The organism is Stenotrophomonas nitritireducens (assembly GCF_001700965.1).
Classification (GTDB): domain Bacteria; phylum Pseudomonadota; class Gammaproteobacteria; order Xanthomonadales; family Xanthomonadaceae; genus Stenotrophomonas; species Stenotrophomonas nitritireducens_A.
Map to the genome: position 1 here is coordinate 1,436,275 of NZ_CP016756.1, position 12,397 is coordinate 1,448,671.

11 protein-coding genes are annotated in these 12,397 nt (G+C 65.9%); 1 reads left to right on the top strand and 10 read right to left on the bottom strand.

Going from position 1 to position 12,397, the window contains the following annotated elements:
• Positions 1–214: 214 nt before the first annotated feature.
• Positions 215–610: a hypothetical protein gene (locus BCV67_RS06050; RefSeq protein ID WP_062166910.1), complete on the bottom strand. Its 396-nt coding sequence runs from the start codon at positions 608–610 to the stop codon at positions 215–217.
• Positions 598–1,782, bottom strand: coding sequence for a class I SAM-dependent methyltransferase (locus BCV67_RS06055; RefSeq protein ID WP_062166911.1), 1,185 nt, complete (start codon positions 1,780–1,782; stop codon positions 598–600). The genes BCV67_RS06050 and BCV67_RS06055 overlap by 13 nt, the downstream gene beginning before the upstream one ends.
• 54 nt (positions 1,783–1,836) lie before the next feature.
• Here BCV67_RS06055 and BCV67_RS06060 point away from each other — a divergent pair, with 54 nt between their 5' ends.
• Positions 1,837–2,574: a pteridine reductase gene (locus BCV67_RS06060; RefSeq protein WP_062166912.1), complete on the top strand. Its 738-nt coding sequence runs from the start codon at positions 1,837–1,839 to the stop codon at positions 2,572–2,574.
• Between the two features lie 46 nt (positions 2,575–2,620).
• On the opposite strand, the gene folK is transcribed toward BCV67_RS06060, so the two are convergent.
• From folK to BCV67_RS06100, 8 genes are all read right to left on the bottom strand, one after another.
• The gene (gene folK, locus BCV67_RS06065; RefSeq protein WP_062166913.1) at positions 2,621–3,103 is read right to left on the bottom strand and encodes a 2-amino-4-hydroxy-6-hydroxymethyldihydropteridine diphosphokinase; all 483 of its coding nucleotides are present in this window, start codon (positions 3,101–3,103) and stop codon (positions 2,621–2,623) included.
• Between the two features lie 120 nt (positions 3,104–3,223).
• A complete protein-coding gene (locus BCV67_RS06070) occupies positions 3,224–4,741 on the bottom strand; it encodes a hybrid sensor histidine kinase/response regulator (protein WP_062166914.1) in 1,518 nt (505 codons plus the stop codon).
• A 6-nt stretch (positions 4,742–4,747) separates the two neighbouring features.
• A complete protein-coding gene (locus BCV67_RS06075; RefSeq protein WP_062166915.1) occupies positions 4,748–5,191 on the bottom strand; it encodes a response regulator in 444 nt (147 codons plus the stop codon).
• Positions 5,188–7,002 carry a sensor histidine kinase gene (locus BCV67_RS06080; RefSeq protein ID WP_062166916.1) on the bottom strand — a complete coding sequence of 605 codons (1,815 nt, stop codon included), beginning with the start codon at positions 7,000–7,002 and terminating at the stop codon, positions 5,188–5,190. The genes BCV67_RS06075 and BCV67_RS06080 overlap by 4 nt, the downstream gene beginning before the upstream one ends.
• Positions 7,003–7,204: 202 nt before the next feature.
• Positions 7,205–8,119: a phosphogluconate dehydrogenase (NAD(+)-dependent, decarboxylating) gene (gene gnd, locus BCV67_RS06085; protein ID WP_062166917.1), complete on the bottom strand. Its 915-nt coding sequence runs from the start codon at positions 8,117–8,119 to the stop codon at positions 7,205–7,207.
• Positions 8,031–9,386, bottom strand: coding sequence for a hypothetical protein (locus BCV67_RS06090; RefSeq protein WP_197430070.1), 1,356 nt, complete (start codon positions 9,384–9,386; stop codon positions 8,031–8,033). The genes gnd and BCV67_RS06090 overlap by 89 nt, the downstream gene beginning before the upstream one ends.
• Positions 9,383–9,931 (bottom strand): DUF2242 domain-containing protein, encoded by a 549-nt coding sequence (locus BCV67_RS06095; RefSeq protein ID WP_062166918.1) that lies wholly within the window; start codon positions 9,929–9,931, stop codon positions 9,383–9,385. Before BCV67_RS06095 ends, BCV67_RS06090 begins: the two co-directional genes overlap by 4 nt.
• A gap of 135 nt (positions 9,932–10,066) precedes the next feature.
• Positions 10,067–12,238: a carboxy terminal-processing peptidase gene (locus BCV67_RS06100; protein WP_062166919.1), complete on the bottom strand. Its 2,172-nt coding sequence runs from the start codon at positions 12,236–12,238 to the stop codon at positions 10,067–10,069.
• Positions 12,239–12,397 lie beyond the last annotated feature (159 nt).

Here is a 12,397-nt window from a genome sequence, read left to right on the forward strand (position 1 = left end):
TGCGGTACGTGAGTCCTCTCCACCCACGGCCCGCACCGCGCCGACTTTGCAAAATCACCGGCGCCATGACAGCGCCGGTGATGACCGCAACGTAGCAGCCATTGCGTTGCCGGCGTAAGTGCCATCGCATCGGAAACAGCTGATTTATCTAATAAATTAAGTTGCAGCCGCAACCACGGCAGCATCCGCCATGGGCTTGGCGGCCGCTATCGGCTCAACGCCGTTGCAGCCTGAGCAGTACATCGCGCAGCGGGGTCAGCGCAGTGGCCATGCCGATCAGCACGCCACAGCTGTTGGCCAGCGCATCCATCGGATCGGGCGTACGGGTGCTGGTCAGCGCGCCCTGCGCCCACTCGATGCCCACGCCCAAGGCGACCAGGCCCAGTGCCGCTCCGCACAGCGCGCGGCGGCTGCCGAACAGCTGCACTGCACTGGCCGACAGCATGAAATACGCCAACAGATGTTCCAGCTTGTCGCTGTTCTGTGGCAGGTCCAAGGGCGGCGGCGGGATCAGGCAGACCACGATCACCGCCACTACCGCCGCACACCACAGGCCCAGCCAGAAACCCTGATGGCGCAGCGGCTTCAGCGCCGTGTTTACAGGCGCCACGTCAGGTCACCGAGCAGGAACGCCGCCGACATGTCCACGTCACGGCTGAAACCCATCACCTGGAAACGCTCGCCCATTTCAGTCGGCAAGGTCAGCCGCTTGACCTGGTCACGCAGCCGCAGCTGGCCCACGTCATCGGTGCGCGCCTCGGCCTGCAGCAGCAGGTCGGCGATGCCGTTGCCGATCAGGAAATTGGCCTGGTTGCTGTAACCGGCCAGCTCGAAGCCGGCATTGGTACCAGCCTCGGCCAGGGCGGTGAAATCGACCGAGGCGGTGATGTCCTGCAGGCCCGGCCACAGGAACACGTCGTTGTGCACACGGTGCCGATAGAACGCGCGCATCGTGCCGTCGGTACGATCGTGCTGGTAGAACTCGCTGCGCGAATACCCGTAATCGACAAACAACATAGCCCCGCGCTGCATGCCACCGGCTACCGCCTGGATCCAGTACGGCAGCTGCGGCAGCACCTCGGAACGGTAGCCATGCGCGAACGGGCGTTCCAGATAGCGCTCCACATGCCGTACCGCACCCAGCAGCAGCGGATCGGCCGGCTGCGCACCGCGCACGAAGCGGCCTTCGCCGTCGAGCTCCACGGTTTCTTCGTAGATCTCGCCTTCGTCGGCGACGAAACGCGGCGTCGGCAGCGCATCGATCACCTCGTTGGCGAACAGCACACCGTCCCAGTCGTCATCGAACGGCCGGTCCAGCCATTCCACGAGAGCGAACACGGGCGGAATGAGCGTGCGTTCCAGACGCTCGCGCTGGCGCTCACGCAGGTCGGCGCTGGGCTCGAGGATGGCATAGCGCTCGGGCAATGCATCCAGCTCCAGCAGGCGCTTGAGCATGATCTCGGCAAACGCGCCGCTGCCGCCGCCCAGTTCCAGCATGCGTGCCTGCGGGCCGAGCTGCTTCAGCACCGGCGCAACCGCATTGGCGGTGGTGGCGGCAAACAAGGCACCAATCTCCGGCGAGGTGACGAAGTCACCGGCGGCGCCAAACTTGCTGGCACCGGCGCTGTAATAGCCCCAGCCTGGTGCATACAGTGCCAATTCCATGAAGCGCGAGAACGGCACCGCACCGCCTTGGGCAAGAATATCCGCGCGCAGATGCGCGGCCAGCTGCTCGCTGTGTGCAAGCGCGTCTGAATCGGGAGTTGGCAGGTCGGAATGCATGATGCGGTGGTTTGCGAGGACAATGCACAGGATAGCTGAGTAAGGAAACCCCAGATGACAGAATCCCAACGGGTGGCCCTGGTCACCGGCAGCGCGCGCCGCATTGGTGCCGGCATTGCCCGTCACCTGCACGCCCATGGCTACCGCATCGGCCTGCACGCCCACCAATCCAGCGAGGAACTGCAGTCGCTGGCCTTCGATCTGGAGAGCGAGCGTCCGGGCAGCGTATTGACGCTGGAGGCGGATCTGCGTGACGTGGACGCCCTGCCGGACCTGGTGGAACAGACGGTCAGCCAGTTCGGCCGGCTCGATGCGCTGGTCAACAACGCCTCCAACTTCTTCCCCACCCCGTTCGGGCAGGTACAGCCGGAGCAATGGGATGCGCTGTTCGCGGTGAATGCGCGTGCGCCGTTTTTCCTGGCCCAGGCCGCGGCCCCGCACCTGATCAAGCAGCGCGGCGCCATCGTCAACCTGACCGACCTGCACGCCACCCAGCCGCTGCGCGAACACCCGGCCTACAGTTCGGCCAAGGCCGCGCTGGAAATGGTGACGCGCTCGCTGGCACTGGAACTGGCCCCGCACGTGCGGGTGAATGCCATCGCGCCGGGCGCCATCCTGTGGCCGGAACAGGGCAAGAGCGAGGCCGCCAAGCAGAAGCTGATGGAGCGCACGCCGCTGGACCGGCTCGGCACCCCGCATGAAATCGCTTCGGCGGTGCGCTGGCTGCTCGACGATGCCGGTTACATCACCGGCCAGACCCTGCGCCTGGACGGCGGCCGCCTGCTGACCTGACCTGCCCATGTAGTGCCGAGCCATGCTCGGCACTGCAGGTGCAGCCTTACAACGCCACCGTATCGAACGCCTGGCCGTACTGCGGGTGTTGTTGCCACATCTGCTGCAGGCTCACGCCGCGCACCGGGTCGATGAACTCCGGGGCGATATCGGCCAGCGGCTTGAGCACGAAGGCATGCTTCAGCTCCGGGCGCGGGATGCGCAGGTGGCCAGGGCCTTCCACCACCAGGTCGCCGTAATACACCACGTCGATATCCAGGGTACGGTCGCTGAAACGCGGACCGGAACGATCGCGCCCGTGCGCGTCCTCTACCGCGTGCAGCCAATCATCCAACTCGGCCAACGGCAGGTCGGTGTCCAGCATCACGGCGTTGTTGAGGAAATCCGGACCATCAAACCCCACCGCCGGCGTGCGGTAGGCCGGCGAGACGCGAATCGCGCCAAAACGTTCGCGCAATACGGCAACCGCCGCTTGCAGGTAGTGCTGCGGTTGCAGGTTGCTGCCCAGGCTGAGGAGCACAGTGGTCATGAGTGTTGGTTTGCCTGCGGGCCAGCCCGCGCCACGATGGACGAGCTTGAGCACCGCATCGTAGGGGGGCGGACATGATAGGCCAGCCGTTGCCGGCCCGCACGGCCTGTTCGCTCGCGCTCAGCCCACCCCAAGCGCGTCGGCGACGGCGCGGAACACCCGCTGCATCTCCAAGGGCTTGGGCAGCACGTGCACGCTGATGCCCGCTGGCGCCTCGCCGTCGGCGAAGGCCGGTGCATTGGCATCCTCCAGCACGATCGCCGGGCCGCGGTAGCCCATGGCCTGCATCTCCGCCAACAACTGCCCCGCCGACAACAGCGGAATACCGCTGTCCACCAGCACCACGTCCGGCAGCCCGGCCTCCTGCAGATGCCGCATCGCCACCGCGCCATCGCTGGCCAGGCGCATGCGATACCCCTGGCTGGACAGCGCATTGCCCAGCAGCGACAGCCGCGTGGCTTCGTCGTCCACCACCAGCAGGCGCTCGCCGTGGCCGGCGCGGTTGCTTTCCAGCGGCTCGGCATCCTCGTCGCCGCTGCACTCGAACATCGGCAGCAACAATTCGAAGGTGGTGCCTTCGCCCAGTTCGCTCTGCACCTGGATCTGCCCGCCGATGCTCTCGACGATGCGGTGGCAGGACACCAGGCCCAGCCCGGTGCCGTCTTCCTTGGTGGTGAAAAACGGCGTGAACAGGCGCTTCACCGTGGTCGCATCCATGCCGATGCCACTGTCACTGACGCGGATGCGCACCTTTTCCTCCTCACCGCCAACACGCTCGGCGATCAGGCTCAAGCTGCCACCGTCCGGCATTGCCTGGATGGCGTTGAGCGACAGGTTCAACAACACCTGCTGCAGCTCGGTGTAGTTCGCCTCGATCGCGATGCGGTCGTCGGAGACTTCCAGGTGCAGCTCGGTATTGCGCGGCAAGCTGCTCTTGAGCAGCATGCCCACCGCCTGGAACAGGCGCTGCAGCACGATCCGCTCGCTCGGCTGGCGTGAGCCGCGCACGAAGGACAGCATCGACTCGACCATCTCGTGGCCGCGTCGCCCGCATTCGGCGATGACATCGGCCAGGCGGATGATCTTGGGGTCGTCGCTGCGGTCGCGGATCAGGTCCGGGATGATCAGCAGTGGCTGCAGGATATTGCGCAGGTCATGGCTGAGCCCGGCGGCAAGCAGGGCAAGGCTTTCCAGCCGCTGCGCGCGCATCAGCTCGTCTTCCACCCGCAGGCGCTCGCGCTCACTGCGGGTTTCGCGCACCAGGCGCGCCACCGCAGACGGCAGCCGCGCCGGCTGGTGCTTGATGATGTAATCGTTGGCGCCGTGCTGCAGCGCCTCTACCGCCGTCTCCTCACCCATGGTGCCGGAGACGAAGATGAAGGGCACGCTGGGATGGATCTCGCGCAGGATGTGCAGCGCGTAATAGCCCGAAAAGCCCGGCATGCTGAGATCCGACAGCACGATGTCCGGCATCCATTCGGCCAACGCGTCGCGCATCGCCGGCTCGTTGTCGACCCGTACGAACTCGATCTCCAGGCCAGCCTCGAGCAGCTGGTCAACGACCAGTTCGGCGTCTTCGGGCGAATCCTCCACCAGCAGGATGCGCAATGGCCCCAATGGCGTTCCCTTGTTCGGCATCTGCGCTTACTCGCTGTCCGCGGCCTGGTTGATCAACGCCCAGAACGTACCAATCGTTTTCACTGCCTGGAAGAACTGCTCGATATCGACGGGCTTGACCACGTAGGCGTTGACGCCCAGGTCCCAGCTGCGGGCCAGGTCGCTCTCTTCGCGCGACGAGGACAGGATCACCACCGGCAGGCGCTTGAGGTCTTCGTCACCGCGGATCAGCCGCAGGACTTCCAGACCGTCCATGCGCGGCATCTTGATATCCAGCAGCAGCACCGCCGGCAAGCCCTCCTCGCGGTCGGCAAAGGCACCGCGGCGCAGCAGGAAGTCCATCGCCTCGACCCCGTCCTCCACGTGCACGATGGGATTGGCCAAAGGTGCATCACGCAGCGCGTCGATCGCCATTTCGGCATCGGCTTCGCTGTCTTCCGCAATCAGGATGGTACGCAACAGGGGACTCATTCCACGGTGTCCTTGTAGGATGTTTCAGGTGTTTGGGGAAGAACGAAGCTGAAGGTGGCGCCCTTGTCCACCTGCGCGTCTGCCCAGATGCGGCCGCCATGGCGGGTCAGCACGCGGCGCACGCTGGCCAGGCCAATACCGGTGCCGGGGTATTCGGACGCCTTGTGCAGGCGCTGGAACACACCAAACAGCTTGGACGCGTACTGCATGTCGAAGCCGGCGCCGTTGTCGACGACGCTGAATTGATGGCTGCCGTCAGGCAGCTGCTTGGACGAAATCTCGATAACGGCCTTTTCGCGGGCGGCGGTGTACTTGATCGCGTTGCCCAGCAGGTTCAACCAGACCTGGCGCAGCATGTTCTCGTCGCCGATGATCACCGGCAACCTGCCGATCTTCCACTCGACGTCACGCACCTTGCCGTCCGCCGCCTCGTTGTTGAGGTTGGAGTCCAGCAGCGAACGGGTGTCGGCCACCAGCGACTGCATGTCCACCCGCTGCAGGCGCATCGCGCCACGGCCCAGCCGCGAGTAGACCAGCAGGTCATCGATCAGCGCGGCCATCAGCTGCGCGGAGCTGCTGATCACCTGCAGGTAATGCTGGGTCTTGGTGTCGATCTGCTCGCCCAGGTGTCGCGCAAGCTTGTCGGAGAAGCCGGCCACATGCCGCAGCGGCGCGCGCAGATCGTGCGAGACCGAATAACTGAAGGCTTCCAGTTCGCGGTTGACGTCGGCCATCTGCTCGACCTTGCCTTCCAGCTGCCGGTTCAGCTCCTCCACGTGCTGCTGCACCGCACGCTGCAGGGTGACGTCGCTGATCGTCATCAGCACCACTTCATCATCGGCATCGGGCAGCACCATGCGCCGCGCGTTGATCAGCATGGTGCGGACAACGCCATCGGCGCTGCGCTGCTGGTGTTCGAAATCCCACAGCTCGCGGCCGCGCAGCAGCACGTCGGCCAGACGCTGGCGCACCAGCGGGTCGTCCCATGCGCCCTGGCCGATGTCCTGCAGCTGCTGCTGGCTGACATCAGACTCGTCAACGCCGTACATCTCGGCAAATGCGGTGTTGTGCAACACGATGCGCAGCTGCCCATCGAGCAGCACGATCGGCTCACGCACGGTCTGCAGCACCGCACTGGCGCGGGCGCTGGCCTTGCTCAGGCGCAATTCGATATCGGCGCGGCTGCCGATCTGCCGCTTCAGCAGCCACAGCACCAGCCCCAGCAGCAGCAACTGCACCGCCAGCGCGGTCCAGGTGACCATCGCCGCCAACTGCTGCTGCTTCTTGGCCTGCGCGCCACGCTGGATCAGCAACGCGTCCTCGTGCTGCTGCAGATCCTTGACCAGCTGCCGGATCGGGTACTGGAATGTCATTTCCTCGATCAGTTCGCGCTGCCGCGGCGAGTCGGTGCTGGCGGCTACTTCCTTGGCCAGGGCCATGCGCCGGTCCAGCATCGAATCCATCTTGCCGATGCGCACCAACTGCTCGGGGCTGTCGCTGACCAGCAGCGCCAGCTCGTTCAGGTTTTCATCGATGTTGTCGGCGGTGAGCAGGCGCTGCTCCAACGCTGGCGAACGGATGCCCTTGGACAACGTCAGCGCAGCCGATTCCACATCGCGGATGTCAGCCTGCAGGTTGTACAGGCGTGCGCCCACGGCCTGGGTATGCGCCACCCAGTTGGCCGCATTGACGCTGTCGGCGGTCAAGCGCTGCAGGGTCAAGGCCGGCACCACGATAATCAACAACGCAGCCAACCCCAGCCCCAGCAGACGCCAGCGGCTCCAGTCTTCGTCGGTCAATCGTGTCGCCATCCCTTGCCCTGCTTGCTGTCAGACCGTTGCGCGCGGCAACGGCCCAGTGTTCGTCGACCGAGTCGACCCGGTGTCATTCGATGGCGGCGTGCCCAGCACGACAGCATCGCTGACTGTCGGTGAAGGATTGCACGAATAGGTGTACCCGTGCACTCCCTATTAACAAGTTTTATGGGTGCCGCCGCACGCCCGTGGGAAAGCTTCAGCCTGCCTCACCCGCAGGCTTGATCGCATGCCCGCCGAACTCGTTGCGCATCGCCGCCAGCATGCGGTCGCTGAATGAATTGGCCTGGCGCGAACGCAGCCGTTCCAGCAGCGACAAAGTGATGACCGGCGCCGGCACATCCAGCTCGATGGCCTCGGCAACGGTCCAACGGCCTTCACCGGAATCCTCCACGTACGGGGCGATGCCTTCCAGCGCCGGATTGCCCTGCAGGGCATCGGCACTGAGGTCGAGCAACCATGAACGCACCACGCTGCCGTGCCGCCAGACCTCGGCCACCTGGGCCAGGTCCAGGTCGAACTCGGCCTTCTTTTCCATCAGCGCGAAGCCTTCGGCATAGGCCTGCATCATTCCGTACTCGATGCCGTTGTGGACCATCTTGCTGAAGTGCCCGGCACCGACCGGACCAACATGCGCCCAGCCGCGCTCGGCATCCGGTGCCAGCGCCTTGAACAGCGGCGACAGGCGCGCAACCGTGTCCTTTTCGCCGCCTATCATCAGGCAATAGCCCTCCTGCAGGCCCCACACGCCGCCACTGGTGCCGCAATCGACAAAGCCCACCCCGGCCGCGGCGCAGCGTGCGGCGCGCTGCTGCGATTCCCGGTACCAGGAATTGCCGCCGTCAATCACCACGTCACCCGGCGCCAGCAATGGCAGCAGGCTGTCGAGCGTGGCATCCACCACCTTGGACGGCACCATCAACCACAGCGCGCGCGGCGCCGGCAATGCCTGCACCAGCGCCTGCAGGGCGTCCACCGTGGCAATGCCGTGCGCGGCCACCTGCGCCCGCGCCTGTTCGCCCGGGTCAAAGCCGGTGACTGCAATCCCGGCACGTTGCAGACGCTGCGCCATGTTGGCGCCCATGCGCCCCAGCCCGATCATTCCCAATTCCATGCCCAAGCTCCTTCGACGGTGATGTAGGTGTGGCTGCGCAGGCCCCAAGACGGGCCTGCAACCAGCGTTGGTAAATCGTGGTGTGCAGGTTGTGCAGCACCAGTTCGATGACAAACGGCGTGCGCGGATTGCGGTCCAGCAGGCGCGCGATGTGAAAGCCCAGCGGGCGCACGCCCTGGCGGTGCACGTACAGCATCAGCTCGCGGTAGACCGGGTCGGCCAGCAACGCATCCATCTGCGCCAGCAACGCCTGCTGCGCCTCGGGCACGGCCGCACGCAGCGCCGGCTCGCGCAGGTACAGCAGCCGCTCGAACCGCCGCCAGCCATGGCCCGGTATCTGCTGGGCCAGCTCCCATAGCCGCTTGTTGAGCGCGTCGTAATGGGCGAAGCCGCCGTGTCGCGCCAGCGCGTCGGCCGCGTCGGCACTGATATCGGTGATGACGAAGTTCTCGGCCTGGTTGTTGATGTCATCCAGGTAGGCGGCATCGAAGGCGTGCACGACGTAACCCGGCACGCCCATGAAGGCCTGGCGGCCAAGTGCCGAGGTACGCACCGCCTTGCCATCGGCAAACATCTCGCCGGCGCTGCTGCCGAGCAGGATGCTTTCGGTGTCATGCAGGCTCAGAAAGGTGCCGATGGAAAGCTCGCCAGCGGTGAAGCCGCTGTCGAAGGCCGCATCGCCGAACAGTTCACGCAGTGTCGCCAGCTGCGCCACCTGCCGCCCCACACCGCATTCGGAACGCACCCGGCCCGAGTAGAACGCTTCCAGCGCCACCGAATTGGCCCCACGCGGCGCATAGCCGCGGCCAAAGCTGCGGAAACGCTGCCAGCCTTGGGCACCGGCGCCGCGCGCGCCAAAGCCGATCCAGCCCAGCTGCAGGGCGGTGAAGCGATAGCCCGGATTTTCCTGCAGCCGGGTACTGGCCGTGCGCGCCGCCTCGCCCAGTTTGAAGGCGTAGGCGCAGATGCTGGCGGGCTGCTGCAGCATGTCTGCGGCCAACTGCTCGCGCTGCGCCTCGCTGTAAGCGTCGGGCAGCTGCAGGCGCAGGTCGCCATGTGCCTGTGCATCGGCGAGCGATACACGCCGGCACGGCTCGCCTGCGTTGATCTGTGGCGCCGGCTGTGGCCCCGGACTCACCTGCCAGCCCAGTTGCTGCAGCAGGGCCATGTTGCAGCCGGCCTCGGCCAGCAGCGGCGTGCTCAGCAACGCTGCCAGCAGCAGCGCGCATCGCCCTATCCACGGTCCCGCACGCCGACCATGCGTCATCGAGCAGGATCCGCCGCCGCTGCGGGTGCGTCCTGGTCCACGTAATACTGCAGACGGCCGAAGAAATTGCGATAGAACTGCGGGTCCTGCACGGTGCGGCTGGCAACCCGCACCAGCGAATCGTCATTGCTGCCGAACGGCAGCGAGACCGAGCCCAGTGCACCCACGCCCACACTGGCCGAGGTCGGCGACTTCTTCAGTGCATAACGATCCTGCACCGCGCTGACGAACACCTGTGCCTTGCCGCTGCCCTGTGCGGCACAGGACACCCGCAATACCAGTTGTTCGTGCACCTCGTCCTTGGGCTGGAAATTCTTGTTGCCTTCGACATTGCCGGCGTCGGCACGGCTGATCGCATAACCTTGGCCCAGCAGCGCGCGCCGTGCGGCCTCGCAGGCCTGCGCCGGTGTGGTGTCGAGACTGCGGGTATAGGTATCGCCCGAATCGAATGACTCGCGCAGCAGGCTGCTGTCGGCGACCTTGCCGCCGCAACCGGCCAACAACAGGCTCAAGCCGGCCAACGCAGGCAGCGGATATCGGCGCATGGGCGTCTCCACGGTGAGCGAAGGCGCACAGCATAACGCCGCCAACGTAACGCTACGCTGACGGCGTTGAATGCGGGCAGGGCCCCTGTTGGCGCTGCGCTCAGGTGGGCTGTGCGCAGTGCGGGTGCCGGCCGCTCAGTCTGCCCAGCGGCCGGGACCAGTGGACTGCGGCAACACCTGTGCCGACAGCGGGCGGTCTTTCTCCAGCACGTTCACGGCATCGGCCAGGATCGAGGCCGACTCCTTCAACAGCGGGTCCGGACGCTTCTCGGCGGCCTTCTCGCGGGCGGCATCCTTGACGATGTCACGCTCGTTGCCGGTCAGGCCGTCGTCGGTGCTGTCCTCGGCCAGCGGATCCAGCGGCAGGCCCAGTTCCTTGCGGATCTGCTGGCGCTGCTTGCGCTGTGCTTCCTGCTTGTCACGCTCGGCGCGGCGCTCGGCTTCGTTGAGCGAGACGTACTTCTTGGCGGCCTCGGTGCGGAACTGCTGCACGTCCTCTTCCCACCACTGGAACTCGCGGTCGGCGCGGATGCGGGTGTCATGCAGCGTTTCCAGACGCGGCACGATCGGCGCGAAATTGCCGTACTGGGTATGCGGCACGGCGGCGATGCGGGTCCACGGCAGCGCGTTGTCGTAGGTGCTCTCGCCGAACTCGCTGGCGTCGACGCTGGCCGGGAAGGCCAGGTCCGGCACCACACCCTTGTGCTGGGTACTGGAGCCGCTGACGCGGAAGAACTGGGCGATGGTCAGCTTGACCTGGCCAAAGCGTTCCTTCTCGCTGGCCGGCCAACGGTCCAGCGGCACCACGTTCTGTACGGTGCCCTTGCCGAAGGTGGTTTCACCGATCACCAGGCCACGACCGTAATCCTGGATGGCGCCGGCAAAGATTTCCGAGGCCGAGGCCGAACCGCGGTTGATCAGCACCGCCAGCGGGCCGTCCCAGGCCACGACCGGGTTGCGGTCGCTGTTGACGGTGACGCGGCCGCCGGATTCACGCACCTGCACCACCGGGCCCTGTTCGATGAACAGGCCGGTCAGTTCGATCGCCTCGTCCAGCGAACCACCGCCGTTGTTGCGCAGGTCCAGCACCACGCCGTCGAGCTTGTCGGCCTTGAAACCGGCCAGCAGCTTGGCCACGTCGCGGGTGGCCGAGGCATAGTCGGCGGCGTTGCGGCGGCGGCCTTCGAAGTCCTGGTAGAAAGTTGGCAGCTTGACCACGCCGATGCGGCGTTCCGGTGCGCCCGCGGCACCGGGAATGGTCATGGTCTCGCCCTTGGCGGCCTGTTCGGACAGACGGATCTTCTGCCGGGTCAGGGTCAGCATGCGGTGCTTGCCATCCACGCCTTCGGCGGCCGGGATGAACTCCAGGCGCACCTGGGTGTCCTTGGCGCCACGGATCTTGGCCACCACATCGTCGATGCGCCAGCCGATCACGTCTTCAACCGGACCGGAGCGGCCCTGGCCGACACCGACGATGCGGTCGCCGGCCTTGAGCGTGCCGTCCATCGCCACCGGGCCACCGGGCACCACTTCGCGGATCACCACCATGTCGTCCTGGCGCTGCAGCTGGGCACCAATGCCTTCCAGCGACAGCGACATGGCCTGGTTGAAGTTCTCGGCCGTGCGCGGGGTGAAGTAATCGGTATGCGGGTCAACGGCGCTGGTGTAAGCGTTCATGTAGAACGAGAACACGTCCTCGCCCTTGAGCTCGTTGATGGTCTTGAGCAGGGTGTCGTAACGCTTGTCCAGGGTCTTGCGGATATCCGCGGCCGGCTTGCCGGCCAGCTTCAGCCGCAACCAGTCGTTCTTGACCGACTTGCGCCACAGGTCGTCCAGTTCGGCGTTGGTCGCCCACGGCACGTCCTTGCGGTCGTAGTTGAAGCGTTCTTCAAGGGTGAAATCCGGCTCCTGCCTGAGCAGGCGGCGGGCATAGGCCACGCGCTCCCCCACCCGCTGGCGGTACACCGCGAACACCTGATAGGCCGGGTCCAGTTCGCCCGAACGGATGGCTTCACCGGTCTGCGCAGCCAGCGGCGCGAAACGATCGACGTCCTCCTTGGTGAAGAACTGCTTGCCGCTGTCCAGCGACTCCAGGTAACGCTTGAACACGTCCTGCGAGGTTGCCGCATCAAGCTGACGCGGGCGGTAGGCGTAGCGGCTGTCGGAGAGCAGGCCGTACACTAGCTTGGAGGTGGTGGCCTGGTCGAGCGTCGCTGCCGAGGGCAAGGCCGAATCAGCGCGCGCCAGCAGGGCGGCGGGAGCGGTCAGCGCGAAGGCCAGCAGGAAAACGGGAACTCGGTAGTTCATCAAAGTACTCGTGGCACCGAACGTTGGGGGGAGACTGCGGGCAGGTCAGACATGCCGACAGTGCCGAAAGTTTCGGCACTTGTCATCCGGCCCACGGCCAGACTAGCCGCAGTGCTGTAGCAGAATGTGAATCGCGCCGGCATGGTCGGCGGCGGCGGC